Source organism: Microbacterium salsuginis, from assembly GCF_012524205.1.
Lineage (GTDB): Bacteria > Actinomycetota > Actinomycetes > Actinomycetales > Microbacteriaceae > Microbacterium > Microbacterium salsuginis.
Genome location: NZ_JABACI010000005.1, coordinates 424,295 through 449,829, shown reverse-complemented (window position 1 = coordinate 449,829; position 25,535 = coordinate 424,295). Strand labels below are relative to the sequence as shown.

Genomic DNA, 25,535 nt, shown 5'->3' with positions numbered 1-25,535 from the left:
CGATAGCGGCGACCGATAGAGAATGGCATATGCGGTATCGGTTCATGAATGACTATGGTGCCCCGCGGCCGTTCTGGGGAGACGATGGCGCGTGTGGCGATGATGAACCGCTGCTACCTAGCGACCTCGAGCGCGAGGTGCGCGCATGGTCGACACAGTTCGAGCAGCTGTTCGATTGGCAGCACGGCTGGCCTGATGAGGCGACAGCGGTTGCGCACGAGGCGGAAGGTCGCCGCCTGTACGACGAGGTCCAGCGCGCGCTTCCCCACGACACCATCACCTTCCAGTACTGGGAAACGGCGTACCGAACCGACCGTTGACCGGTCCCGCCGCGCGCGTCCCATACAACACGGTCCATACACTTTCCACATGATTTCGCTTGTGTTGCCCGATCGATCACGCTGGCCCTCGTGGGTCGACGCGATCGATGAGTTCGGCGGGGCGGTTCTCCACGGCTTCTCGACGTTCGGGTTCGATGCCCAGGAACTACGGTTCCCAGACGCCTTTGATCGCTGGCTGAACCGTGAGATCCGGCAGCGCACCGAAGGCCAAGGTGGATTCGTGCCGGCCACAGTGTGGTGGATCGTGGACGACGTGGATCCGTCCTATGTTCTGGGGTCAATTCACCTTCGCCATGAGCTGAACGACGTCCTCCTCGCCGATGGTGGCCACGTCGGATACGGAATCCGACCCTCTGAGCGTGGCCGAGGTGTCGCGACGGCGGCTCTGGAGCTTTGCCTCTATCAAGCCCAACAGCGGGGCATCACCAGGGCACTCCTCGTCTGCGAAAGCGATAACCCGGCGTCACGGCGGACTATCTTGAGCGCAGGCGGAGTCCTGGAAAACACGTCCGGCACGTTTGAGCGGTACTGGGTCGCACTCAACAAGCCGCGCAATCCGTCGTCCGCCCGGCGAAACATCCGGGAGTAACAGACAGGAACTCGTTGCGCGAAGGCCGGTCCAATAGCGGGCCGGTCCATCCGTACGCCTACTTGGCGGCAAACATGAGTCGCTCCACATGCTCGGCGCCGTCCGTATACCAGACGAAGTCCGCGCTCGTAATGGTCTCCGCTGGCCGCTGTTCGAGGACTCTTCGACAGCGGTCATAGATCCTCGCCCAACTCACCTCATCGAGGCCGCCGGCATAGATGAGGGACATATGGAAAACCCAGTCTTCGAGTGGTAGCTCGCCGATCCGGTGAAAGTCAGTCGAATCAAGTAGTGACGTCAGGCCCGCGTACGCCGAAACAAGCGATGAGGTTCGCTTGAGCTCCGCATGGACAATTTGGAAAGGGGGCGGAAAGCCGTCGATGCCGACGACCTTCAGTTCGATCGGGGGCTGGACCTGAGCCCAGGTTGTGAGGGCCGCCTTCAGCTCGTCGACGCGGTCCGGCTCTAAGAAACCCCGAAGAGTGACGTGACCTGTATGGGGATAGCTAACGGGTTGTGCGATCGACTCCCGCAGAGACTCCCTGCTCACGTCCCAGAACGTCTCGATCTCATCCTCCGGTCGAAGAACCAGATACTGCTGGCCATCGAGCGACTCCAGTAGCGCCGGGTCCGTCATGAATGGTCTGGTCAAGTCCGCGACTCCGGTTCCTACGAGCGAGTGCCTCATGTTAACCCGTTCGCCAGTCAGAGATCCGCTTGCTAGCCCCCCAAAGCTCGGCGTCTGCAAGCCGGTCCTTCCTCGGGCGACCATGCTTCGCACTGCTGTCCGAACCCAGGCTGGACGCCAATACGCACTACGGCGTGATCAGGTCGCCGGGGTCTCGCAAGTAAACCAGCCGCAGCTCGACACCGTCCGGCACGGGTCTGCTGTAAACCCACACAGGCCGCCAGTCGAGAGGTGTGGGGCCGATCTGAATCGGCTGCTCAGATAACCCCATCTGTTCGACGAGTTGATGAGCTTTCTGACCCTCCGCCGGACGAACTGTCACATACGTTGTGGCCCGGTAGGGCTGGCGGTCGATCCGAGGTTCTCCCACGATTGTCGCGCCCGCCGGTGGTGTGATCAGTCATGACGGCGGCACAGCGTCTTTTGCGGTCCAGAGGCCGAGCAACTGCCAGATGACGTACCCGCCGACGATGATCAGGGCGATCGTCCATGCGATGATGCGTCGATCCTTGGCGTTCAAGGGCCGCGGCGCATCGTCGACGTCGTGGGCGTCCGCGTCCCGATGTGTGCTCAACACGCGCTCCCGAGCGATCACCCGCGCCCAACTCTTCATGGCCTCACCGTAGTGGCCCCCAGCTCGGTCGAGGAGCGTGAGCGATTGGTGTGACCAGCCTCGGGCAGTCAAAGACCGGGAGATGCCCGATTACCCCGCCCGATCCACTTGCGCGCCGACGTCCCGCAACGAGCGCGGGAGATGACCCCTCGACGGAAGGCCAGCGAGCACGCCAAGAACTGAAGACAAACAGAAGCGCAATGCACGCAGGCACTTTCTGTGGGCAGCCTGCGACCCCTTGAACCGAGTGCGATCGCGTGTCAACCTGGTTGCATGACTCGCGGGCGCTACAAACAGCGGAAAGTCGCGGCGGAACACGCTGCCGCCGTTGTCGTGGAGAGCGACCCGAGCCCCACTACTCCCGCACCTGCCGGACTAGTGGAACGCGACTCACCGGCGCCATCGCCGGTAGTCGGCGTTCCGGGTGGCAGTTCGTTTCGGCGACCCGGGCCCCTGCCGGACGGGGAGACTCGCGTCGCGGAAACAGTACGTCCGACACCGCGGGCGAAGGGTCCATCGGCGACGCCATGGGAGAAGAAGCGCGCTCAGCAAGCGGACCTCCGCCGCCTCCGCGATCTGTCGGAATCTCTCGTCCAGCTTCATCGAGAGGAAGCCAAGCTACTGCGCGAGCGCGACTCGCTCATCGCAGACCTGCGCGATCAAGGCGTGCCCTGGTCTTCACTGGCGATGCGCACGGGCCTCAGCCGCCAAGCGCTGAGCAAGCGCGGCGTCGCCGACAAGAGCTAGAGAGTCACGCGTCGCCAGCCGACGGGGTTGTCGGCCGGGGTGTTGGTTCGTCGTCCTGAGGCGACAGCTTTGCGGGCGGCGCAGCGGACTAGGGGGTAGAATATGACTCTGAAGTCATACTGCTGATCGGAGGGTGCAATGACTGCTTCAACGCTCATCCGCGCCGCTCGCAAAAGTCGGCGACTCACGCAAAAGCAACTCGCAGAGCGCACTCGCATCGATCAGAGCCGTGTTTCCAAATCTGAGGGCGGCCGCGATACGGAGTTCGCCACGGTAGAGCGACTGCTCGCAGGCGCGGGGCATCGGCTGTACTCCGCGCCTACCCAGCGCGACGACGCGGCGACTGCGGCTGACGAGATCCGGCGTCGGCTGGCTGAGGGCGATAAGGACCGCGCTCTCCGTGCGCTCCTGCAGCTCAACGACAACCTGCTGGCCGAGCGAGGACTGGTGCGAGGAATTCTCGGACTCGCCGAGCCGGCATCGACGCAGCATCAAGTGTGGGATGCCGCGCTCGCCGGCCTTGTCGCCTGGCGTCTGCGCGAGGAAGGTCTCCCGGCGCCTGAGTGGGTGTCAGATCCGAGCCGATATCTCCATGCGCCCGCGACGCTCGAGGTCGATCCGGCCGACCCGACTCCGCCCACGTCGGAAGTGCCCGACGAGTTCGCCGAGCGCGGCGTGCTCGTCTGGCGTGACACTTTCGCGAGCGTCTAAGCATGGCGACGACTCTCGGCCGAGAGGACATCCTCGACGGGCTCAGGGCGCTCATCACGGAGCTGCGCGCCTCTCACCAGGTCGCAGGTATCCGGATCGTCGGTGGAGCTGCCCTGGCGCTCCGCTACTTCGACCGTGGCACGACGCAGGATCTCGACTCGCTCCACATCGATCCGGGAAGCGACGACGAAGTCACAGCGGCTGCCGCGAAGGTGGCTCAGTCCCGCGGGTGGGATCCAGGCTGGCTGAACTTCGACGTCGAAAAGGCTGATGCGCTTCCGACGCTCGGCCGCAGGCCGGTCGAGTGCGAGACCATCTACGACCACGACGGCATCGTTATCCAGGTTGCGGCGAAGGAAGCGATGCTGGCGATGAAGCTGCGCGCCAACCGGCCCGGTCGCGATACGAACGACATCCGCCAGCTCCTGCGACTGTGCGACGTCACGACACTCGATGAAGCCGAAGAGCTCTACGAAGACTTCTATCCGGGAGATGCGCTTTCGGACCGCGCCGTGAAGATGGTCGCCTCCATCCTCGACGCCGGGTTGCCGGACGAGGTCCCCTCGCCAGGACCGATCGAACTCTAGCGACGAAACTGCGAGGACCCCTCGATGCGTGCTCCGACGGCGAGAGGATAGTGGTCGGACCCGGCTCCGTTCCCGCCGCTCGCTCTTTGCAGACTCCGCGCTGCGCGCTGCGCTTAGCAACCGCTCGACGCCGGGCACTGCGACGGTCCCGACACACTGACTCGGCCGATTGTCGGAGCACCGCAATCTGAGCAGGCGGGGGAGGCGCGGCATCCGATTTGCCCACAATTTGCCCACAATCGAGGAGAATCGGCACCGATCCAGACGGTTCGGGACGGTTCAAGAAGGCCTGAAAACTCGTGTAATTCCGCGGTTCTGGGCCCGATCCCGCGAAACGGCGCGAAGGCGTCGGCAGAATTCGATTCCCCCCATCTCCACCAGCCGCTGTCACGGAACAAGGCCCGGAGATCTGCGTGACAACGCAGTTCTCGGGGCCTTGTTCATTGTCGAGGTGCGCTAGCCCAATGGTGAGCGAGCGAACCGTGTCAAAGCCGCCGCAACCGCGCGACATCGTCACCGCATCGGACTTGAGGCCGAGTAGGCCATGGACGGCTTCGACGTACCGCCGGATCGACCGGTCTCGGGCATGCTCGCTTCAGATGCGAACGAGAAGCGCATCCATCCGGGCATCCTGAAGGGCGGGCTAACCGGGCATCGAGGGCGTGCGTCCTCGATGGACCCGGCCGCGACTGCAAGCTCTCGCGTGAGGACCCTCCCGCGTGCGGGGGAGGTCGATTGCCGACTTCGCAAAACGGGTAATGCAACTTCTACTGGCAACACGTGGTGTCCGTTTCCTCACTAACCTCCGACGCGGTCCTTTTTTGGAGCGCCACTATATGCAGCTGGCCATGAAAGAGGCTTCCCGGCAGCCGGTCCAGCGAAGTCCGTTTGCGTTGGGAGATCACCTCGGCTGAATCCATCCCGACGCGGTTGCCGGAAGTGGTTTGGCGCTGCGGGATCGATCTGAACCCGCTGTCGTTTGCCAACCCGGACGACGTGATTGGCTGCGGAGGCTCGTGTGGCCCGAACACACCGAACGCCGACAGCGGCTCGAGCGTGTCGCAGACATGCTGCGAGCGAGCCCACCCGGATCGAGCGCGGCGCTCCCCGGAGGATCGAAAACGCTTCATGGCAATGGTCGCTGGCCTAGATGCGACGTGGGTGAGCAACGAGGGGCCGGGGGCTGTTCCTTCGATTGGTGCTCGGATAGATCCCGCGGTCGAGATCGGCCACCGCTCCATCCTCGCGCGAGACAGCGAGCCCGTGGCCCTGACGGGTGGACACGGCCAGAGCTACAGCGCACTCTGCTAGATAGCGCTCCGGCGAGCACCCTGACGGCATCACATCCGCCGCTCTCGCAAATAGTAAATCTTCGAATGGTGACCCTGCGTAATCACGACCGGCGCATTTGAATGCGCTGTCCTGTCGCCCGTGAGTTCGGACGACAGGACAGCGGGGTGTTCAGTTCAGCCGTTCGCTGCGTCTTCCTCGAAGCACCTCCGGACGTCGAGGTCGCTCTCCTCGACCTGCGCCAAGACCGTGTCAGCGTCCTTGCCCGGCTGGATGCCGATATCCGTCAGGCACTCGCGATACTTGATGAATGTTTCGGAGTCGTACGACTTGGAGATCTGCCACCGGAAGTCGATTGGTGCGAAGTCGACGTAGCACTTGTCGTACACCGGCTCCGCTTCCGCCAGGAAGGAGAATTCGTGCACACCGCCGACAACGCGCTCGGCGGCAAGCGTGGCACCGCCTTCGTTCATGCACGCCTCGAACTTCGAATACGCGTCGTCGTACACCTGTTGTGTGACGACTTCCACACCCTCGGGCAGAGGTCCTGCTTCCGGGTTGAGTGCTCCACCGGACGCGGCCAGTCCGCCGACTGTCACGATGCCGGCCGCGGCCAGGAGCGCGCCTACGATGATCGTTCGCTTCTTCATGTCTCGCTCCTTACGAACTCGTCGAACCGACTTGGACGCCGCTGTGGTTGTAGGCCTTGTGGTATCCGTTCGTGGTTCCGCTCTGAGTCAGCGAGACCGAATACCCCTGAACTAGCTTCTGAGAGGTGAGGTAGGAGGGTCCCCCGGGGTACGCCTGGTAGCGGAGCTGGATGCCGGAGTTTCCGCCGCAGCCTAGGCCCGCGTACGTGTCCCCACCGGCGTTGGAGAAGGTGATTTGGTACGAGCGCCAGGATAGCTGCCCGCCTCCTGCGCAGTTCACCACCGGACTCCAGCCGAGGGCTGCAGCTCCCTGTGCACCTCCGAGTAGTGCCACTACGGTGAATGCGAGTACCGCCAAGACGCGCGGTGTCTTCCTGCGCTTATATGTCATGCTCCAACTCAACCTCCTCGTTGAAACACCCGAGACCGGGATCGCCTCCGGAAATTATCCGTATGACCTGGCATTTGTCAACAGTCCTGGGCACACGCGCTGGAGGTCCGTGGCATTGTGCGCCGTGCCGCCTGGGTGCGGTGCGACTATCGCCGGCATGCGCGATCGTGGTGGGATGAGCCGGGGAGCAGGTGATGCGTTCGGCCGCGGCACGCGCATCGGTCATTGTCTGATCGATGCAGATGTCTGCTGCGAACCGCGTTACCCGTTTCCGCGCTAACGCTGGGATCCGGGGGCCAGAAGCCGTGCGACTGCATGGCGCCGAGTGTCCTCGGGCGAGTTGAGAGGCGGCAGCAGCAGAGTCATCCTTCCGTGCTCTACTGCGCCCCCTCTGGACCCGACCGGTCCCAACGAACAGCGTCTGTGAGGGTGAAGCCTCGAGTGCACGGTGGGCATGGTCGGAGATCTCGGGATTCGACTTCTGAGCGCCAACCTCGAAGGACAGTGAGTAGGCGGTAGCGCGTCGTCCACGCCCATCGCCCTGAACGAGGGGCGAATGTCGAAGTGGATGTCGCTCACGATTCCGATCACTACGTCCGCCTCGGCAAGTTCACGAACGGTCACGGCAGCATCGATGGCAAACGGGTTCTGCCGCCAGTCCGATTCGGAGGCGTAGATCGCTTCGGAGAGCTGGTTATCGATACCGAGATCCGTCAACACGCCCATAGAGATGCTGCGATGGAGGACAGGATCGGTTCAGCGTCTCGCGCGCCACCGTTTACAGCGAGCTTCAGCATCGCCGTGGTGGAGTTCCTCGCATCCTGCGAAGCGCACATCTTCTAAGGTCCTTGGAGCCGCGGTCGCGCAACTCGGGCGCCCCATCCGACGCGGCCGCGGCTCGCTGGGAGATCCCGCCGCGCACCCTCGCGCATTGCCCAGACGACGACCTGTTTGCACAGAGTCATCCGCGATCAGCGCGGTCGCTTCGCAGTGGATCTTGCCACGATGGCAGTGCCGATGAATACAACCATCACGGCTCCAAGCCAGACCCACATATTCGTTTCGAATCCGAGAATGGACCGCTGGGCGGATACGCAGACGGAGGTCCCGGTCCCGTCGGCGTCTGAAATCACCCGACGCCGATGATCGGAGTGAAGAAGATTGACACGGCCATCAACGCTGCGGCGCCCGTCCAGACTACGCCTGCGCGGTTTCGCGGCCGGCCCGTTCTCATCGTCCAACACAACCATGTTCGGATCGGGCACGCGATAGGCGACCGACATCCGAGCGAACTCGAGTAGTTTCAACGTATGGCGAGAAAGCTTGGGCTGAGGTTCAGCGGCGCGGTCCTCATCATGATCTTCCTGGTCTGGATGCTCTTCAAAGGCACCGACGTCGTACGATCCTGGATCGAAGCAAACCAGGTGCTGGGTCTGGTCGCATGGGGAGCTGCCTGGCTTTGTCTGCTCGGTGGCGCCGCCCTCGTGGTGCGCGCCCTATTCCCCCAGCGCAGGGAGCCGGTAGCCGAGGGCGAGTAGTAGCGAAGTCCCGCTGGTTCCCGTCGTGCTTCTGTCGACCGTCGTCCCGACCCTATCCGCTCGCTGAAGGGTCCGAGGTGAACGGTGGGAAGAGTCGTTGAGGTCCGTCAGGCGTTGAGTTCCAGCCATTTCCCTTCGGAGACGACTCGCACCTCGCCTTCTTGTATGGCGAGCGCCGTGTGGTCGTCGATCGCGAAGGAGTGTCCCTCGATCTCCGCCGCCCAGCGTGCGGCACTGTCGGAGGAGTTGGAGTCCCAGCCGGGATAGTCCAGGTGCGGGAAGATCGAGAAGTCCACCAGGCCGAGTGCCTCATCACTGCCCTCGACATCCCATTCGACGAACTGTTTGCCGATGCGTGGCGTCATGACCATGCTGCCCGCACTCACCCCGACCCACACGGTATCCGCAAGCGAGGGCAGCAGGTCCGCCAGCCCCGACTCGCGCATCCAACGGCTGAGATAGATGGCCTCGCCACCGTCCACCAGCAGGGCGTCAGCAGCGGCCACCCACGACTCCCAGCGTTCCCGTCCGATGGTCGGCAGGGCGCTCAACTCGAGAACCCCGACCGATCTCCAGCCGAGCTCCGTCAAACCTTGCTGATCTGGCCATCGCCCGGCTGTCGACATCCACACTGTCTGCGGAGAGCACAGCGGGTGTCCCCATTGCGCCGTGGGAATGAGGAGCGCGTGGCATTCTTCGATCGGTTTGCCGAGCAGCTCGACGAGTGCTGAGCGGATTGAGGAGTTGGTGACGCCTCCCGACGTCAGCAGCATCTTCACGATCGAGCCCTCCGTGCCGAACTCGTCGTAGTCCACACCACCACCGGATACGGGCGCAAGTGGTTCACGGACTTCGGAACGGCAATGCTCGGATCTGCTGAGAGGCGCTCTTCCCTGTGCTCACGGAACGTTCCCGGCGGCGACGTCAGCCCTCGGTCCAGAGGTCGTCGATGGGGATCTCTCGCTGAAGGATGCGGGACGCGGCGCGATGACCCGAGAACATCGCCGCAGGCACGGTCGCTGGGTCGTCGGTCCAGGTGGCCTCTCCGGCGATGTGCAGCACGCCCCCGACCGTGTTCGCGAGGTCGTCGTGATCGCTGGTGTTCGAACCCACCGTCATGTACGCGTACGAACCCCGGGCGAAGGGATCGTCCTGCCACGCCGTCACGTGCACCTGTGTCGGCTGCTCCACCCGGGCGCCGTACAGCCGCCGCAGCTGCGCCAGGGCCGACTCTGCGATGCGATCGTCCGACCAGCCGCGAGTCTGTACGGCCGCCTCTCCGGAGAGGAACGTCAGCAGTGTGGGGGTGCCGTGCAGGCGGGTGAGGTCGTACCAGGAGTGCCACCAACGTCCCTCGGGGCCCTGCTGGCGGATCGCGTAGACGCCGTCGTCCCAGAACTTGGCGGGGAACCGCAGCACGACCTTCTCAAAGGCGTTCATCTTGAGTCGACGCAGCGCACTCGCCTGCGGCTCGGGCAAGGCAGGCTCGATCGCGAACTCCTCGGACTGCAGGACGCCGATCGGAACTGTCACGACCACATCGTCGGAGGTGGCCGTCGTGCTGCCGCTCGAGACCGTGGCACCCTGCGCGGACCAGGCCACGCGCGAGACGACGTGCCCGAGCCGGATGTCGAGACCCGTTGCCAACCGCGCGGCGAGTTCGTCGTAGCCGTCGGGGAAGACGACCTCGTCACCGTCGATGGAGTCGTCGTCGAGGCCGTGTGCAGCCAGCTGGTCGCGCTGAACCCCGTATTGCTCCTCGGCCCGGTGTTCGAGGAACTCGCGGACCCGCTGCGCTCGCTCGTGGTCCCAGCGCTGGGCATCCAGCGCCGTCTCAGTCACGTCACGGTAGGAGGCATCTGCCTTCGAGTCCGCGATCACCCGCGCCAGCGTGATGTCGACGGCGTCGATGTCGCCGACGAAGCGTCGGACGGCGGCATCTGAGAGCCGTTCTCCCGACGGTCCGTAGTAGGCGATGGGGCGGCTCGCAGGCTGGTAGGCGCCGACCGAGAACTCCATCATCGGCATCCCGAAGGCCGCCGCCGCGGCGGCGACGGGGCTGCCGGTCACGCCATGGATCCAGGAGGCGCCCAGGTCGGTGATGAGCCCCTGCGAGCGATCCGTGAGCACCCGTCCACCGACGCGCTCTCGCGCCTCGAGCACGACGACATTCCTGCCTGCGCGGGTCAGGAGCCGCGCGACGGTGAGACCTGCGATACCCGCGCCGACCACGATCGTGTCGAAATGATCCACCCCGGCCTCCTCCTCAGTGCTGGGCGCCCGTGGCATCGACGCTATCGGCCTGTCGGCGATTCGATGCGACGGGGGAGACGCCCGCTGCGGCTCGGGACGCCCGAGCGGCGAGGTCTGCGAACGCCCTGCCGAGCTCGGGCGGCTCGACGACGTCGATCTCCGCGTCGAAGCGCGCCAGAAGGGCGGCCAGCGCTGCCCACGACCACGCTCCGGTCTCGAACAGGCAGGAGTCGGCGTCGATCGGGGTGACGACACCGTCGCCCGCGAAGGGGAGCACGCGCGCAGCGGGAGCCCGCACGACCACAGTGGCCCGGCAAGGCCAGGCGTCGGCATCCGTCGCCCCTCGGAATCGGGCGCGCAGAAACCGGTGCGGGTCGCCGCCGGGCACGGTGCGTGGTGCGAAGCGGGCGCCGCGATGCGACCGCACACGCATGCGGTCGACGCGGTAGACGCGCCAGTCCTCGCGCTCCTTGTCCCAGCCGACGAGGTACCACCGGCCCCTTGTCGCCACGAGATGGTGCGGCTGCGTTCGCCGGGGCGCGGTGACATCCTCTGCCGGGGAGTCGAACTCTTCGCCGACGCGGGCGTAGTCGAATCGGAGTTCTTCGCGCGCGTGAATCCCTGCCGAGATCGCTTCGAGCACCGCGGCGTCGACGGGCGCTCGCTCGTCGACTGCCGCGGTGAACTCGATGGCGTCGTACCGGTGCCGCAACCGCGCAGGCATCACCTGCCTCACCGTCGCCAGCGCCCGCAGCGCCGCCTCTTCGATCCCGGCCGACGACAACGCCGCCGCACGAAGCGCCACGGTCACCGCGACCGCCTGCTCGTCGTCGAACAGCAGGGGCGGCAGCTCGCTCCCCGCCTCGAGGCGGTAGCCCCCGTCGGGACCCTTCGTCGCCTCCACCCGGTATCCGAGCTCGCGCAGCCGATCGACATCACGGCGCACGGTGCGCGGACTCACCCCGAGCCGATCCGCGAGGCGTGCGCCCGGCCAGTCGCGCCGCGTCTGCAACAGCGAAAGCAGGGTCAGCATACGAGAAGACGCCGTTGACATGACCTGATCATGCCGTGGGTAGAGGACACATTCTGGCCGCTACTCGGCGAATCATCGATGACGTGGCCGCCATCCGGAGGCCCGTAGACACAGACAGGACGAGTTCCATGACCATCGCAGTGACTCCCCACCTCAACTTCCGCGGCGCAGCACGGGAGGCCCTCGAGTTCTACCGCACCGTCTTCGGCGGCGAGCTCGCGATCATCAGCTACGCCGACATGGGCATGGCCGACGCCGACACCGCCGCCCTGGTGGTGTGGGGCCAGGTGTCGGCCGAGAACGGGTTCCGCATCATGGCGTACGACGTGTATGCGCACCTCCCGTGGGATCAGGGGCACGACCCCTTCTTCGTCTCGGTGCGCGGGACGGACGCCGCCGAGCTGACGCGCTACTGGAAGAAGCTGAGCGACGGGGCCACAGTGCGTCAGCCGCTCGACGCGTCGCCGTGGGCACCGCTGTACGGACAGCTCACCGATCGCTTCGGCGTCACATGGGTGCTCGACATCGCGGCGACGCACCCCGCCGGCTGACGGGTTCACGCGGGGCCCGGCCGTCGCCGGGCCTCGCGCTCACGACACTCGCCGGCGCGGTCGACCCGCAACGGCCGTGATGATCCCCAGCACGGCCAGCGCGAGCGGTACCCACAGCGCGGCGCGGTACGCGCCCAATGGCTCGCTGCCGGCGTTCACGGCGATGGTGAGCACGGCACTCGTGACGGCGAGGCCGATCGCAGCGCCGAACTGGAAGAAGGTGTACAGAATGCCGCTGGTCAGTCCCTGATCGCGATCCGCGATGCCGTCGGTAGCGGCAATCGTGAGCGGTCCATAGGCGAACGTGAACGCGAGACCCAGCGCAAGGAAGCTCGGGAACATCAGGGCATAGGTCCAATCGGGCCCCACCGGGAGGAACAGCAGGTACGACAGGGCCGCGAACATCAGTCCGCCGATCGCCACCGGCCACGTGCCGAATCGTGCGACAAGCCGCGGCGTGACGGTCGGCGCGAGGACCGCATCGATCGCCATCACGACCATTGCCAATGCGGTCTGTAACGCGGTGAAACCCCGCAGCTCCTGCAGATACAGCACGACGATGAATTGAAAGCCCATGAAGCCGGCGGCCAGGGAACCTGCGCCGAGGTAGGCGCGCAACAGGGCGCGTGAGCGAAGGAAGGCGGATGGGATGATCGGCACGGCCGCCGTGCGCTGGCGCACTCCGAAGGCGACGAGTGCGATGATCGCGCCCATCGTCGCGGCGATCACAATGGGCCACGCGCCATGGGAAGCCTGCTCGACGGCCAGCACCGTCATCACGATGCCCGCGGTGAGCGCCACCGCCCCGATGGCGTCGAAAGGACTCCGATCGCGCTCGGTGGTGTCGCGCGGGATGAGCGTGAGCGCACCGACGAGGATGAGCGCGCCCAGCACGACAGGTGCGAAGAAGACCCACCGCCACCCGATCGCTGTGAGCAGGCCTCCCGCGACGAGGCCGAGGGAGAAGCCGGCGGCGCCGATTCCCGCATAGATGAGCACGGCACGGTTGCGGGCCGACCCTTCGGCGAAGCCGGTCGTGATGATCGACAGCCCTGCGGGCATCATGAACGCGGCGGCGATACCGGTCGCAAACCGCGCGACGACGAGCATCCAGCCGTCTTCTGCGAACCCGCCGGCCATCGAGAAGACGATGAAGACGCTGAGAGCGATCAGGAACACCCGCCGCCGGCCGAACCGGTCGCCGACGCGGCCCCCGAGGATCATGAATCCGCCGTACGCAACGACGTAGCCGCTGAGGATCCACTGCAGCTGAGTGGTCTCGAGCCCGAGATCGCCGCGGATGACCGGCAGCGCCACGTTGAACATCGCGATGTCGATGCCCTCGAGGAACGCCGCGCCGCACAGGGTGATCAGCAGCAGGATCCCGCTGCCGCGCAGCTGAATGCCGGGCGAGCCGGCTTCGGTGGTCGTCGTCACAGTGCTCCTCAGGTGGTCGGTTACTTCTTGTGCCTGACAGCATCGTGCGTCATCATGGGCGCATGACGGAAGTACGCACTTCGGAGTACGTCGGTTCCTGCGAAGTCACCGACATGCCGAACGACCCATTCCAGTGGGACGCGAGGGAGGATTGCGAAGTTCGACAGATCCTGGATCGGATCGCCGACAAGTGGTCGCTGCTGGTCATGGCGCTGCTCGAGAACGGCACGCTTCGGTTCACGGAGCTGCTGCGCCTCGTCGACGGAGTGAGTCAACGAATGCTCACTGTCACACTCCGGCAACTGGAGCGCGACGGGCTGGTGTCACGCACCGTGCACCCGGTCGTCCCTCCCCGTGTCGACTACTCGCTCACCGACCTCGGTCGTAGTCTCAACGCAACAGTCCTCGCCCTCGTGACCTGGACCGAGTCACACCAATCCGACATCGCGGTCGCGCGCGCCCGGTACGACGAGTCTGCCGCGAGCTGACCCCCGGGCGGCCAGCGTGGATGCGCCGTGTCACCGCTCGTAGACGGCGACCATGTGCGCGAACGTCTCGATCGCACCTTCCAGTTGCGCCGGTGTGAGCGGCCCGATGATCCGAGCGGCCGACAGGAGTCCGATCGTCGCGCTCGACAGTGCGATCGCAAGGTGCTCCGGGTTGACGCCGTCCGCGAGCGCGTCCCGTCGCTCCAGCTCGCAGAGCCACGCGACGACGGAGCGATGGCGCGCGCGGTACCGGCCGTCGGCCACGGCGTCGACGTGGGATCCCAGAATGCCCCGATCATCCAGGAAGGCCGCGCTCATGAGCTCATCCGCCAGGAGTGCGCGCGCCGCCGCGCGATACGCCGCCGACAGAGAGGGACGGATGCCGAGCTCCGCGTCGACACGAGCCTGAAGGCGCGCAGTGGCACGGGTGAGAACTCCGTCGAGGATGTCGTGCTTGCTCGCGAACTCCAGATAGACCGCGCCCTTCCCGATCTCGGCTCCCTCGGCGACCCGCGCAACGCTCATCGCGTCGAATCCTCGGTCCAGGACGAGCGCTTCCGCGGCGTCGAGGATGCGTTCTCGCCGGTTGTCGATCAGGGGGCGTGGCATCAGCGGAGCCTGTCGAGGAAGCGGCGGACAGCCGGGAGCACGACGTCCGGACGGTCCCGCTGCACCCAGTGTCCGGCGTCCTCGACCGCCAGCAGCCTGGCATCAGGAAGCAACCGGGCTGCCACCCGCGCGCGGGCGATCGGCACGCCGCTGTCACGCGAGCCGTGTACGAGGAGGATCGGCGTGTGGATCGAAGCCAGCCGCGCCGTGTAGTCAGTGCGCAGGGTCGACCATCGGACCTGATCGCGCTGCCACTCGCCGAACACCCGCATGCCGTTCCCAGAGGCGGCTTCGGCGATGACAGCGTCGACGAGCGCCGGCGTGCGGGCGCCGGGATTCCGTACGATCTCCCGCAGCCCGCGCTCCATGGCCGAGGCGCTGCGGGAGTACGAGCGCGTGAGGGCGGCGAGCATGCCCGTGCGCAGCATCATCGCGGTCGCGAAGTGACTGAGGCCCCCCAGAGGGCCGTCGCTCAAGCGCGGCATGATCCCGAATGAGCCGAACAGCATCGCGCCCATGGCGTCGCCGGGACGCTCGAGGAGATGCCCGAGGGTGAGTCCGCCGCCCAGCGACAGGCCGCCCAGCACGTAGTCGCTCGGAGCCAGCGCATCGATGAGCTCGCCGACGTAGCGGACGAGATCGGCCTGCGTGAGCGGCCAGTCCGCCGGTGCGGAGTGGCCGAAGCCCGGGTGGTCGGGTGCGATCACTCGATACCCGTTGTCTGCCAGGACTGCTCCGAACAGCCCCCACGACAGCTCCGCGTTGTCTGCGCCGCCCCCGTGCAGCAGCACGACGGTCAGCCCGATCGGGCGCGCCGGCACCCACTCGAGATACGAGACGACGGCACCCGTCAGCTCGATCGTGTTGCGCGCCGCGTTCATCCGCCTCCGCTCGTTGTGACCAGTGTAGCGGGTCTGGTCACTACGGCGAAGTCAGGGGGAGTCAGGCGACCTGCTGCTCGTGGATCGGCGACTCTGACGTCTGTCCGTTGAGTTCGAGATACATGCGCCGCTCGGTGAGGGAGAGCGTCATAGCGTTGCGGCGCTCGAGCGCCGCCACAGCCTGGTCGATGAAGCCGGGATCGAAGCTGTAGAGCGAGATCTCGTCCGAACGGTGGATGCGCTTGCCGACCCATGGCGCGGCCACCTTCGCGGGGTCGCGGTGCGTGTAGACCACGGTACGAGCCGCCTGCATGCTTCCGAAATGCAGGCGCGCGGCATCGGGGGCCCCCACTTCGATCCACGCGGTGATCGTGCCGGTGAGATCGCGCACGAGCACGGCGGGCTCGTCGGTCGACGAGATCCCCTCGCTGAACGCGATGCCCTCGTCGAATTCGAGGCAGTACGCCAGGACCCGCGTCAGCATGAACGCGTCCGTCTCGGACGGATGACGCGCCACCCGCAGCGTGAAATCCTCGTACACCCCGCGGTCTACGTCTGCCAGCTGGACTGCGAAAGTGTGGATCGTTGCGCCGGCTGCCATGAGGTCCGAGCCTACTCGGCGGTCAGTGAGCCCCGCGCGCGATGACGGCGAACCGCGTCGCGATTCGCGCATCGTACGGAGCAATAGCGCTGCCGCCCGTTCCGGGTCACATCGACCACGACGTTGCGGCAGTCGTCGCCCGGCGCGCGACCGGCGGCGCATCGCGACAGCCGGTGCATCCCGCGCGTTGTCAGGTGCAGCGCCGTGCCCACGCTGATGACCGCTTGGAGCACACGCGAGAGCGTGTCGTCGTCGTCGCGATAGTGCAGATGCCAGCCTTCGCCGTCGTGATCGGTGAGCCGCGGGTAGGCCGCGACGGCCGCCATGTGGGCGTTGAGAAGCGTTGCGCGCTCGCGGGCATCGTCGGTGTCGACGACGCGCAGCCAATCGTCGATCACGTCGCGGGACCGCTCGTGGTCCTCGGGCGACTGGGCGAACTGCATCGTCATGCCGAAATCGCGTGTGCGCGAGACGATGCCACCACGGTCAGTGGGCCACTCGTTGGCGAGCGAGGCGGCGAGCAGGACCGCGTACTCACCGTAAGGGTTGAGATGCATAAGACCATTACAGCATCGTGTCGGGTATGACGACACTCCCCACCTCGCAGAACACCGGATCGTGCGACCTGCGCGACGTGCACGAACACGGTTGGATGATCGAGTCCGCGCACTCCACCTCGGAGGGACGCGTGCTGTATGTGAGGTGTGCGGAGTGCGGGACCAGGCGTGTCGACCTGCAGCAGTGGTCCGCGACACCACCGGAACCGCTCACCCGGACGGTCCCTGCTCCTGAGATGCAGCCGGCACCCGCGGCAGCGGCCAGGACCGACATTGTCGCGAAGGCCGATGACCGGGCCTAACCACAGGCTCCCGCGGCGCGCAAGAGCCTCGGCCGCGGCATCCGGCTGGTCTATCGTCGTGCGCAGAACACCGAATGCCATTCGAGCGAGGGGGAGACGATGTCACGCAATGCCCGCGAGTTGCGCTGCAGCCCGGAGGACGTGTTCGAGGTGCTCGGCGACGGGTGGCTCTATCCCTCATGGGTGGTCGGCGCGTCACGAATGCGGGAGGTCGATGAGAGCTGGCCTATGGCGGGCGCTGAGCTTCACCATTCCGTCGGCGTGTGGCCCGTGCTCATCGATGACAAGACAGTGGTGGAGGAGTTCATCCCCGCACGGCGCATGGTCATGCGCGCCCGCGGCTGGCCACTGGGCGAGGCGCGCGTGACGCTCGACGTGAAGCCGCGCGGTGACGGCTGCGTCGTGCGGATCCAGGAGGAAGCCGTCGCCGGCCCGGGGCGGCTGATCCCGGCACCGCTGCTCGACGTTCCGTTGGCGTGGCGAAACGCCGAGACGCTGCATCGGTTGGCGTACCTTGCTGAAGGACGGGGGTCGCGCACGAGCGGCGAGACCACGGCCGAAGAAGAGATCGACGCGGCGGGAGAGGGCGGGACGAGCGAGACGTGAGCGACGACACGCGCAGCACCGCCGATCTGGATGCGGTGGTGGTGGGGGCAGGGCCGAACGGCCTAGCCGCGGCGGTGACCCTCGCCCGCGCGGGTCTGCGAGTGCGCGTCTACGAACGTGCGGATCAGGCAGGCGGCGGCGCGGCGACGAAGGAGCTGACCTTGCCCGGCTACCGGCACGACGTGTGCTCGGCCGTGCACCCGCTGGCGTTCGAATCGCGATTCTTTCGCGAGTTCGGTCTGCGCGAGCGCGTGAAGTTCGTCACCCCCGAGATCTCGTTCGCGCACCCGCTCGATGGCGGTCGCGCCGGTATCGCCTATCACGACCTCAACCGCACACGCGAGATGCTGGGGCGTGACGGCGGCGCATACGAGCGACTGATGAGGCCGCTCGTCGAGCGCTCGACCGCGGTGGCGGAGTTCACCGGGGGCCCGCTCCTGCGTGTGCCGCGCGACCCTGTCACCGCGCTCGCGTTCGGGCTGCGCGCCCTGGAGCAGGGCAGTCCGCTGTGGAACGTGCGTTTCGGCGATGATGTCGCACCGGCGATGCTCACCGGCGTCGCGGCGCACACGATCCTGTCGCAGCCGAGCCTCGCTGCCGCGGGCGCCGGGCTCGCTCTCCACGCCTATGCTCACGCCCGTGGGTGGCCCATCCCCGTGGGCGGCAGCCAGGCGATCATCGACGCGATGGTCGATGATCTGCGCGCACATGAAGGCGAACTCGTCCTCGGACACGAGGTGGCGTCGCTGCGCGAGCTGCCGCGGGCTCGGGTCACACTGCTCGACGTCACTCCCCGCGCGCTGGTGCGCATGGCCGGCGACGCGATGCCGCCACGATACCGCCGTCCCCTCGAGCAGTTCCGTTATGGCGGTGGCGTCGCGAAGGTCGACTTCGCACTGAGCGAGCCGGTGCCGTGGGCCGAGCCGGAGATCCGAAGGGCCGGGACGGTGCATGTCGGCGGCACCAGGGCTGAGATCGCCGACGCCGAGAACGACGTCAACCGCGGCCGCCTTCCCGAGCGTCCCTACGTGCTGGTCTCGCAGCCTTCGCTGTTCGATCCCAGCCGTGCTCCGGCCGGAACGCACACGCTGTGGACCTACACTCACGTGCCGGCGCGGAGTCCGGTGGATCGGCAGGAGGCGGTGATCCGCCAGATCGAGCGGTTCGCGCCCGGCTTCCGCGACACGATCCTCGCCACGAGCTCGCGCAGCGCCGTCGACGTCGAGCGGCACAACCCCAACTACCCCGGCGGGGACATCGGTGCCGGGGCTCCCACGCTGTGGCAGATGCTGCGCCGTCCCGTGCTCAGCAGCGACCCGTGGCACACGCCGATTCCCGGCGTGTATCTGGCGTCGGCGTCGGCGTCGCCCGGCCCGGGCGTCCACGGCCTGGCGGGCTGGTTCGCCGCGCGGAGCGCGCTGCGTCACGACTTCGGCACACGGGCGTTGCCCGACCTCTCGCCGCACGGCTGAGAACGGCCCGCGAGCCCTGGTGGCAGCATCCGTCACACCGCCCTGCCGGTGCGCCTCGCGTGCGAGAATTCCGAGCAGTGGACAATCTCACGGTCATCCAGCGCTCACCCGACCCCGAAGAGGTCGACGATCGCTCGCGCACGCGCCGCTCGATCGCCGACAAGATTCGGGCGGTCGGCCAGAATCGCATCGGCGCCCTGCTGCTGCTGCTCGCGACCTTCGCGGCCATCGTGTGGGCCAACGTCGCCACCGGATCGTACGAGTCGTTCTGGGAGACGCACCTCTCGGTCGGCGTCGGCGACATCCAGCTCGACTTCACCCTGCACGCGCTCGTGAACGATGCGCTCATGGCGATCTTCTTCTTCACCGTCGGCCTCGAGGTGCGTCGCGAGTTCGCGATCGGCGAGCTCACGAGCTGGTCGCGCGCCATGGTGCCGGTCGTCGCCGCGATCGCAGGCCTCGCCCTGCCGGCACTGCTGTTCGTCCTCATCGCTCGCGGCTCCGGCTACGAGCAGGCATGGGGCGTGGTGATCTCGACCGACACCGCCTTCCTGGTCGGCGCGCTGGCGCTGGTCGGCCCGCGGGTCCCGGGCCGGCTGCGCGTCTTCCTCCTCGCGCTGGCGGTCGTCGACGACATCGGAGCGCTCTCGATCATCGCGCTCGTCTACACCGAGAACTTCCAGCCTCTGCCGCTTCTCATCGCGGCCGTCGGACTGGCAGGGGTGTTCTTCACGCGGTACCTGCCGACGGGGCGCGGACCCGTGTACGCGACCCTGGCCATCATCGTGTGGCTGGCATTCCTCGCGTCCGGCGTGCACCCGACTCTCGCCGGCGTCGCCATCGCGCTGCTCGTGCCGGTCTACCGTCCCGATCGTCGCGACGTCGAGCATGCCCTCGAACTCGCACGCACCTTTCGGCAGTCGCCGAACAGCGAATATGCGCGCGCTGCGGCGAACAGCCTGCGCGAGTCGATCTCGATCAACGAGCGGCTCCAGAGCGCCTACGCGCCGTACATCGCCTACGTCATCCTGCCGCTGTTCGCCCTCGCCAACGCGGGGGTGGTGCTCAGTCCCGAGATCCTGTCGGGCGCTCTCGTCTCGCCCCTCACCTGGGGGATCGTGGTCGGCCTCGTGGTCGGCAAGATGCTCGGCGTGTTCGGCTCCGCGGCCGTCATGAAGCTGCTGCGGATCGGCGAGTTCGGCCCCGGGCTCACCCTGGACCGCATCGCCGGCGGGGCGGCGCTGTGCGGCATCGGCTTCACGATCTCGCTGTTCATCGTGGACCTGTCGATCAGCGACGAGCAGGCTCAGAACGAGGCGCGCGTGGGCGTGCTCGCGGCATCCGTCATCGCATTCCTCTTCGCCACGCTCATCTTCCGGATCTCGGATGCCGTCCGCCCGGGCGGCGACACGCGCCAGACTCTCGCCCGCCCGGTCGACCCGCGCCGCGACCACGTCTTCGGGCCGGCCGATGCGCCCTACACGATCGTGGAGTACGGCGACTTCCAGTGCGGCTTCTGCCTCAAGGCCTCCGGTTCGATCCAAGAGGTCCACGGCGTGCTCGGCGACCGGCTGCGCTACGTGTGGCGCCACGCGCCGCTCACGCAATACCACCCCAACGCGCTCGCGGGGGCGGAAGCCTCGGAGGCCGCGGCTCTGCAGGGCCGCTTCTTCGAGTTTGAACGCGGTCTGTTCGCCGACCAGGAGAACCAGCGCCCCTCAGACATCGTCCGGCTTGCGCGCGACCTCGGCCTGGATGTCGAGCGGTTCGAACGCGATCTCACTTCGCCCGAGGTCACCGGCAGGGTGCAGGACGACATCCTGGATGCCGAGGCCATGGGCATCACGTCCGTGCCGACGCTGTTCATCAACGGCCGCCGGCACACCGGCCCGTACGACGCGCAGTCACTGATCCGCGCGCTCGAGCGGACGGCGCCCGATTCCGCGCAGATCGACCCCGAGACCCCCGCGGCTCACTAACCTGGTCGCGATGGACACCCACACGCTGGACCCTCTCCAGAACCCCGAGATGTCGGATGCGCAATGGCAGCGCCTGTGCGGCTTCGGAGTCGCCGACTCGGTCGCCGCGGGCGACTACCTCTTCCGATCCGGCGATCGAGACTACGACCTGATCCTCGTGGAGGAGGGCGAAGTCGAGGTCGTGCGCGACTCGCTGTTCTGGATCGAGGAAGCCGTTCTCGAGCGCATGGGACCACGCTCGTTCGTCGGCGAGCTGGGACTGCTCAACGGGCAGGGGGCGTTCCTGTCCGCCCGCGCGACCGAGCCCACCCGAGTGCTGCGCGTATCCCGCGCCGAGCTGCGCCGGCTCATGGCCGAAGACGACGATCTGTGCGACCTCGTCCTGCACGCACTGTGGGCGCGGCGTGAGGCGCTGCGGCGAGGCCCTGCCGCCCTGACGTTGAAGTTCATCGGCGAGAGCTCATCCCGGGACTTCCTGGCCTTGCAGCGGTTCGCGGAACGGCTCGATCTGGTGCACAAGTCGGTCGCTGTCTCGCCCGTTGAGATCGGCAAGCACGCGAAGCTCGGCGTCACCGCCGAGGACCTGCCGATCGCGTACATCCAGGGCGAGCCGATCATCCGTGCGACACCAGGGCTGGTGGCCGACCGGCTGGGCTTGAGCTACGAGTCCAACGGCGACGAGATCGTCGACCTCGTCGTGATCGGCGGCGGACCCGCCGGCCTGGCAGCCGCGATCTACGGCGCCTCCGAGGGGCTCAGCACGGTGCTGCTGGATGCCGTCGCGCCTGGCGGCCAGGCGGCTTCGACCTCGCGTATCGAGAACTTCCTCGGCTTCCCCTTCGGCGTCAGCGGCGGCGACCTCATCGGACAGGCGAGCCTGCAGGCTCTGAAGTTCGGCGTGCGCGTGTACGCGCCCTGCGAGGCGGTGGCCCTCGCGTCGGTCGACGATCTGCTCGACGTCACGCTGGCTGACGGCCGCGTGATCCGTGCCCGGAGCACCATTGTCACGTCCGGTGCCGCCTACCGTCGACTGAACCTCGATCGATGGCCGGACTTCGAACGCTCGGGCATCTACTACGCGGCGACCCAGCTCGAACTGCGCCAGGTGATGGAGTCGCCGGTCGTGGTGGTCGGCGGCGCGAACTCGGCGGGCCAGGCGTCGCTGTATCTCGCCGCGAACGGATGCCCCGTGCACCTGGTCGTGCGTGGCGAGGATCTCGGTCGCCGCATGTCGTCGTATCTCGTCGACCGCCTGCTGGAGGACCCGCGGATCCAGGTGCACACCGGCGCCAACGTGGTCGGGCTCGACGGCGGGGATCTCCTGGAACGCGTCCATATCGATCGAGTGGGCGAAGTCGACGCGCGAGGCCTGTTCTGCTTCATCGGTGCCGATCCAGCCACCGGCTGGCTGTCGTCGCTCGACCGTGATCCCGACGGGTTCCTCCGCACTGGGACCGACATCGCTTGGCAGCCGCTCGAGCACTGGCAGCGACTGGGAAGGGAACCGTTGCCGTTCGAGACGTCGACGCCGCGTGTCTTCGCTGCGGGCGACGTCCGACGCGGATCCATGAAGCGAGTCGCCGCCGCGGTCGGCGAGGGCTCCAGCGCGGTCGCGTCGGTGCATCGCGCCCTCGCCGGCTGAGCGCCGGCCGCTCAGGACGAGAGGAGAGACGGTGTCGGACGTCATCGATGTGTCGGCGGAGCCGAGCGGCACGGGGTGCCTGGAATGCGAGGACGAGCGATCCTGGTGGGTCCACCTGCGCCGATGCGCCGCGTGCGGTCACGTCGGCTGTTGCGACTCGTCGCTGGGGCGACACGCTTCCGCGCACGCGCGTGAGACCGGTCATCGCCTGATCCAGAGCTTCGAACCGGGCGAGGACTGGTGGTGGGACTACGCGAGTGAGGACTGGGCGAGCGGTCCGCCCCTTGCGCCCCCGACGAGCCGCCCCGACGATCAGCCCGCGCCGGGACCGGCGGGGCGTGTGCCGGAGGACTGGCGTCAGCAGGTCCGCGCCGCCGGTCGATGACGGCGCCGGGTACCGTGGATCGGTGACCCAGAACGCCATCGACGCGTCGAGGATCGACGCGTGCCTCGCTCGCGACCTCGTCGCGATCCAGTTTCCGCAATGGGCGGATCTGCCTCTTCGGCCGATCGAGCGTGGCGGCAACGATCATCGGATGTTCCGGCTGGGCGACGACCTGCTCGTGAGGCTGCCCGCGGCACCGGGCTACGTGCCGCAGGTGGCCAAGGAGCAGCGGTGGCTGCCGCGTCTGGCGCCGCATCTGTCGCTGCCCGTGCCGGAGGTGCGTGGGGTCGGGGCGCCGTCCGAGGCGTTCCCGGCGCCGTGGTCGGTGTACGGATGGCTGAGCGGCGAGCCCGCTGCGACGGCTCGACTGGACGATCCGGTGGCGCTGGCCGGCGATCTCGCCGATTTCCTGGTCGCCCTGCGTCAGGTCCCGGTGACGGCGGATGCGCCTCGGCCGGGTCTGCACAGCGCATTCCGGGGTGGCTCGCTCGAGCACTGGGACGAGGAGATGGGCGACATCCTGCATCGCGTGCACGGGCGTGAGCGCGACATCGCTGCGGGCATCTGGCGAGACGCCCTGGCCGCGACGTTCCTCGGACCCGACGTCTGGTTCCACGGCGACGTGTCGGTGAACAACCTGCTTCTCACGGACGGTCGCCTGTCGGGCGTGATCGACTTCGGCTGTTCGGCGGTGGGTGACCCCGCGTGCGACACCGTGATGCGGTGGACGCTCTTCCGGGGTCGGGCGCGCGAGGAGTTCCACCGACGGCTCGATGTCGACGAAGCCACGTGGGCGCGCGGTCGGGGGTGGGCACTGTGGAAGGGGCTCATCATGATCACCAACAAGCCGCCGGGGCAGGCGGAATTCGCGCGTCGCGTGCTCGACGAACTGATGGCGGGCGTGTAGCGGCCGATCTGTCAAGGGCTAGGTGCGTGCGGACGAGGGCCCGTACTGTCCCGATGATGGGACCCTTCCGGATGACTCGCGCCACTCCGTCGGAGAATTCGCCGGTGGTGGTGATCACGGGCGCGTCCAGCGGGATCGGCCGTGCGACAGCGCGCGAGTTCGCCCGTCGCGGGAGCCGGCTGGTGCTCGCCTCGCGAAGCGCCACCGCGCTGAAGCCGGTGGCCGACGAATGCCGCACCCTCGGCGCCCGAGTGCGCGCGATCGCGACGGATGTCGGGCGCGAAGAGGCGGTGGATGCCCTCGCGGCCGAGGCGATCGCCGAGTTCGGTCGTATCGACGTGTGGGTCGGCAACGCGGGGGTCATGAGCTACGGCGCGTTCGAACGGACGCCGTCCCGCATCTTCCGTCAGGTCGTCGAGACCAACCTCATGGGCCAGGTGCACGGAGCCCGCGCAGTCCTGCCGCACTTCCGCCGACAGGGACGGGGAACGCTCGTCCTCGTCGGGTCGTTGTACTCCCGCCTCGCATCGCCCGAGATCGCCCCTTACGTCACCAGCAAGTTCGGTCTGCAGGGATTCGCCGAGTCTCTTCGTCAGGAGCTGCGGGGGAGCGGCATCCGTCTGCGTCTGATCCTTCCCGCCACGATCGACACGCCCATCTACCAGCACGCCGCGAACTTCACCGGGCGGCGCGTGCACCCGCTTCCTCCGGCCACGTCGCCGCGACGGGTCGCCCATGCGATCGTGCGCGCACCGCACCGCCGTCGCTTCACGACGTTCGTCGGCAACGCGCAGCGGGCCGGCCTGATTCTTCACGGGGTGTGGCCGCGCGGCTATGACGCGGTCGTGTCGTGGCTGAAGCACCGCGTCGAGCTGCGGGTGGCCGGTGCACCGCCGACAGCGGGCACCGTCCTGTCGCCGAAGGACGGTGGGGATGCATCGACCGGCGGCTGGCGGTGGTGGCCGGGCCGGCTCGCCGGAGGGATGCTCCTGGCCGGCACGGTACTGGTCGCGGCCGCCGCCCTGCGCCGTCGCTGAGTCGGGAGCAGCCGTCGCAACCGTGCAGGCTCAGCGGAAGCCCTCGGCCTGGGTCCGCTCGTCAGCGACCCGCACCCCGTAGTGGTAGGCGAGCTTGCCGCCGAGCCATCCCGAGACGCCGAGCGCGCCGAGTGCCACGATGCTCAGGATGAAGCCGACGATGCTGACCTCGTCGTCATCCGCCGACCATCGCAGCAGCAGGTTGACGAGGAAGAGCACGGTCACGCCGAGGTTGAGCGCCATGTGCACGGTCGCCGTCTTGCGGGCAGCCGTGCCCCGTGCGAGCTGGGCGTAGTCGACGAGCCCGATGGCCGCCGCGAGCACCGCGCCGACGATGCCGATCAGGATCAGGACCCGTGCTCCCACGACGAAGGGCGCGGGGTCGTCCGACGCCAGCGCGATGATGTCGAACACCAGGCTGGCCGCCCACGTGCCGATCGGGATCGTCACCAGGATCGGATGGAACGGGTGCCCGTACGGCCCGGCGATCGCCGAACGGGGGCGTTTGGCGCGGTGCTGTGGCGTGGTCTCGGACATGGCGGCATCCCTCCAGGAGCTGGTGCGTCGTCGATAGACCCAGTGAAGCGCCCGACGTCGCAATCGCCAGGGGGCTTGCGCCATCCGGCATGAGCGTGGCAGTCGCCGGCGCG

Annotated in this window: 27 protein-coding genes; 15 read left to right on the top strand and 12 right to left on the bottom strand. The window is 67.4% G+C overall.

The window, feature by feature from the left end:
• Positions 1 to 29 precede the first annotated feature (29 nt).
• Positions 30 to 320, top strand: a complete 291-nt coding sequence (locus tag HF576_RS18205; protein ID WP_168914237.1) for a hypothetical protein — start codon at positions 30 to 32, stop codon at positions 318 to 320.
• Between the two features lie 49 nt (positions 321 to 369).
• Positions 370 to 930 (top strand): GNAT family N-acetyltransferase, encoded by a 561-nt coding sequence (locus HF576_RS18200; RefSeq protein ID WP_168914236.1) that lies wholly within the window; start codon positions 370 to 372, stop codon positions 928 to 930.
• A 58-nt stretch (positions 931 to 988) separates the two neighbouring features.
• Here the strand turns inward: HF576_RS18200 and HF576_RS18195 are convergent, their stop codons facing one another.
• On the bottom strand, positions 989 to 1,567 hold the full coding sequence (locus tag HF576_RS18195; protein ID WP_240949010.1) for a 2'-5' RNA ligase family protein: 579 nt from the start codon (positions 1,565 to 1,567) through the stop codon (positions 989 to 991).
• 451 nt (positions 1,568 to 2,018) lie between these two features.
• Positions 2,019 to 2,231 (bottom strand): hypothetical protein, encoded by a 213-nt coding sequence (locus tag HF576_RS18190; RefSeq protein ID WP_168914235.1) that lies wholly within the window; start codon positions 2,229 to 2,231, stop codon positions 2,019 to 2,021.
• An 885-nt stretch (positions 2,232 to 3,116) separates the two neighbouring features.
• On the opposite strand from HF576_RS18190, the gene HF576_RS18185 reads away from it, so the two are divergent.
• The 3 genes from HF576_RS18185 to HF576_RS20900 all read left to right on the top strand — a co-directional run bounded on the left by HF576_RS18185 (position 3,117) and on the right by HF576_RS20900 (position 5,688).
• A complete protein-coding gene (locus HF576_RS18185) occupies positions 3,117 to 3,689 on the top strand; it encodes a helix-turn-helix domain-containing protein (RefSeq protein WP_168914234.1) in 573 nt (190 codons plus the stop codon).
• A 2-nt stretch (positions 3,690 to 3,691) separates the two neighbouring features.
• A complete protein-coding gene (locus HF576_RS18180) occupies positions 3,692 to 4,276 on the top strand; it encodes a hypothetical protein (RefSeq protein WP_168914233.1) in 585 nt (194 codons plus the stop codon).
• Between the two features lie 944 nt (positions 4,277 to 5,220).
• Positions 5,221 to 5,688, top strand: coding sequence for a DUF2332 family protein (locus HF576_RS20900; RefSeq protein ID WP_205835396.1), 468 nt, complete (start codon positions 5,221 to 5,223; stop codon positions 5,686 to 5,688).
• Positions 5,689 to 5,742: 54 nt separating this feature from the next.
• On the opposite strand, the gene HF576_RS18170 is transcribed toward HF576_RS20900, so the two are convergent.
• Complete coding sequence (locus tag HF576_RS18170; protein ID WP_168914232.1) at positions 5,743 to 6,216, bottom strand: hypothetical protein; 474 nt, start codon at positions 6,214 to 6,216, stop codon at positions 5,743 to 5,745.
• Between the two features lie 1,701 nt (positions 6,217 to 7,917).
• On the opposite strand from HF576_RS18170, the gene HF576_RS18165 reads away from it, so the two are divergent.
• A complete protein-coding gene (locus HF576_RS18165; RefSeq protein ID WP_168914231.1) occupies positions 7,918 to 8,145 on the top strand; it encodes a hypothetical protein in 228 nt (75 codons plus the stop codon).
• A 107-nt stretch (positions 8,146 to 8,252) separates the two neighbouring features.
• Here the strand turns inward: HF576_RS18165 and HF576_RS18160 are convergent, their stop codons facing one another.
• The 3 genes from HF576_RS18160 to HF576_RS18150 form a co-directional block, all read right to left on the bottom strand.
• Positions 8,253 to 8,924 (bottom strand): Type 1 glutamine amidotransferase-like domain-containing protein, encoded by a 672-nt coding sequence (locus HF576_RS18160; protein ID WP_168914339.1) that lies wholly within the window; start codon positions 8,922 to 8,924, stop codon positions 8,253 to 8,255.
• 145 nt (positions 8,925 to 9,069) lie between these two features.
• Entirely contained in the window at positions 9,070 to 10,398 is a 1,329-nt protein-coding gene (locus tag HF576_RS18155) for a flavin monoamine oxidase family protein (protein WP_343234340.1), read from the bottom strand.
• Positions 10,399 to 10,411: 13 nt separating this feature from the next.
• Complete coding sequence (locus HF576_RS18150) at positions 10,412 to 11,431, bottom strand: helix-turn-helix transcriptional regulator (RefSeq protein WP_240949009.1); 1,020 nt, start codon at positions 11,429 to 11,431, stop codon at positions 10,412 to 10,414.
• A gap of 128 nt (positions 11,432 to 11,559) precedes the next feature.
• On the opposite strand from HF576_RS18150, the gene HF576_RS18145 reads away from it, so the two are divergent.
• The gene (locus HF576_RS18145) at positions 11,560 to 11,982 is read left to right on the top strand and encodes a VOC family protein (RefSeq protein ID WP_168914228.1); all 423 of its coding nucleotides are present in this window, start codon (positions 11,560 to 11,562) and stop codon (positions 11,980 to 11,982) included.
• A gap of 39 nt (positions 11,983 to 12,021) precedes the next feature.
• On the opposite strand, the gene HF576_RS18140 is transcribed toward HF576_RS18145, so the two are convergent.
• Positions 12,022 to 13,419 carry an MFS transporter gene (locus HF576_RS18140; protein WP_205835395.1) on the bottom strand — a complete coding sequence of 466 codons (1,398 nt, stop codon included), beginning with the start codon at positions 13,417 to 13,419 and terminating at the stop codon, positions 12,022 to 12,024.
• Positions 13,420 to 13,481: 62 nt separating this feature from the next.
• Between HF576_RS18140 and HF576_RS18135 the strand changes: the two genes are divergently transcribed.
• Complete coding sequence (locus HF576_RS18135; RefSeq protein WP_168914227.1) at positions 13,482 to 13,907, top strand: winged helix-turn-helix transcriptional regulator; 426 nt, start codon at positions 13,482 to 13,484, stop codon at positions 13,905 to 13,907.
• Between the two features lie 30 nt (positions 13,908 to 13,937).
• On the opposite strand, the gene HF576_RS18130 is transcribed toward HF576_RS18135, so the two are convergent.
• The 4 genes from HF576_RS18130 to HF576_RS18115 all read right to left on the bottom strand — a co-directional run bounded on the left by HF576_RS18130 (position 13,938) and on the right by HF576_RS18115 (position 16,555).
• A complete protein-coding gene (locus tag HF576_RS18130) occupies positions 13,938 to 14,516 on the bottom strand; it encodes a TetR/AcrR family transcriptional regulator (RefSeq protein ID WP_168914226.1) in 579 nt (192 codons plus the stop codon).
• Positions 14,516 to 15,397 (bottom strand): alpha/beta fold hydrolase, encoded by an 882-nt coding sequence (locus HF576_RS18125; protein WP_168914225.1) that lies wholly within the window; start codon positions 15,395 to 15,397, stop codon positions 14,516 to 14,518. Before HF576_RS18125 ends, HF576_RS18130 begins: the two co-directional genes overlap by 1 nt.
• A gap of 61 nt (positions 15,398 to 15,458) precedes the next feature.
• Positions 15,459 to 15,998 (bottom strand): YaeQ family protein, encoded by a 540-nt coding sequence (locus tag HF576_RS18120; protein ID WP_168914224.1) that lies wholly within the window; start codon positions 15,996 to 15,998, stop codon positions 15,459 to 15,461.
• An 11-nt stretch (positions 15,999 to 16,009) separates the two neighbouring features.
• Positions 16,010 to 16,555 (bottom strand): CGNR zinc finger domain-containing protein, encoded by a 546-nt coding sequence (locus tag HF576_RS18115; protein WP_168914223.1) that lies wholly within the window; start codon positions 16,553 to 16,555, stop codon positions 16,010 to 16,012.
• 401 nt (positions 16,556 to 16,956) lie between these two features.
• Here HF576_RS18115 and HF576_RS18110 point away from each other — a divergent pair, with 401 nt between their 5' ends.
• The 7 genes from HF576_RS18110 to HF576_RS18080 all read left to right on the top strand — a co-directional run bounded on the left by HF576_RS18110 (position 16,957) and on the right by HF576_RS18080 (position 24,885).
• Positions 16,957 to 17,463: an SRPBCC family protein gene (locus HF576_RS18110; RefSeq protein ID WP_168914222.1), complete on the top strand. Its 507-nt coding sequence runs from the start codon at positions 16,957 to 16,959 to the stop codon at positions 17,461 to 17,463.
• Positions 17,460 to 18,935: an NAD(P)-binding protein gene (locus tag HF576_RS18105; protein ID WP_168914221.1), complete on the top strand. Its 1,476-nt coding sequence runs from the start codon at positions 17,460 to 17,462 to the stop codon at positions 18,933 to 18,935. Before HF576_RS18110 ends, HF576_RS18105 begins: the two co-directional genes overlap by 4 nt.
• Positions 18,936 to 19,012: 77 nt before the next feature.
• Positions 19,013 to 20,914, top strand: a complete 1,902-nt coding sequence (nhaA, locus tag HF576_RS18100) for a Na+/H+ antiporter NhaA (protein ID WP_168914220.1) — start codon at positions 19,013 to 19,015, stop codon at positions 20,912 to 20,914.
• Positions 20,915 to 20,924: 10 nt separating this feature from the next.
• Positions 20,925 to 22,556: an FAD-dependent oxidoreductase gene (locus tag HF576_RS18095; RefSeq protein ID WP_168914219.1), complete on the top strand. Its 1,632-nt coding sequence runs from the start codon at positions 20,925 to 20,927 to the stop codon at positions 22,554 to 22,556.
• Between the two features lie 31 nt (positions 22,557 to 22,587).
• A complete protein-coding gene (locus HF576_RS18090) occupies positions 22,588 to 22,941 on the top strand; it encodes a UBP-type zinc finger domain-containing protein (protein WP_168914218.1) in 354 nt (117 codons plus the stop codon).
• Positions 22,942 to 22,963: 22 nt separating this feature from the next.
• Positions 22,964 to 23,848 carry a phosphotransferase gene (locus tag HF576_RS18085; RefSeq protein WP_168914217.1) on the top strand — a complete coding sequence of 295 codons (885 nt, stop codon included), beginning with the start codon at positions 22,964 to 22,966 and terminating at the stop codon, positions 23,846 to 23,848.
• A 104-nt stretch (positions 23,849 to 23,952) separates the two neighbouring features.
• Positions 23,953 to 24,885 carry an SDR family NAD(P)-dependent oxidoreductase gene (locus HF576_RS18080; RefSeq protein ID WP_168914216.1) on the top strand — a complete coding sequence of 311 codons (933 nt, stop codon included), beginning with the start codon at positions 23,953 to 23,955 and terminating at the stop codon, positions 24,883 to 24,885.
• 30 nt (positions 24,886 to 24,915) lie between these two features.
• Here HF576_RS18080 and HF576_RS18075 read toward each other — a convergent pair whose 3' ends face one another.
• Positions 24,916 to 25,422, bottom strand: coding sequence for a DUF2231 domain-containing protein (locus HF576_RS18075; RefSeq protein WP_168914215.1), 507 nt, complete (start codon positions 25,420 to 25,422; stop codon positions 24,916 to 24,918).
• Between the last annotated feature and the right edge of the window lie 113 nt (positions 25,423 to 25,535).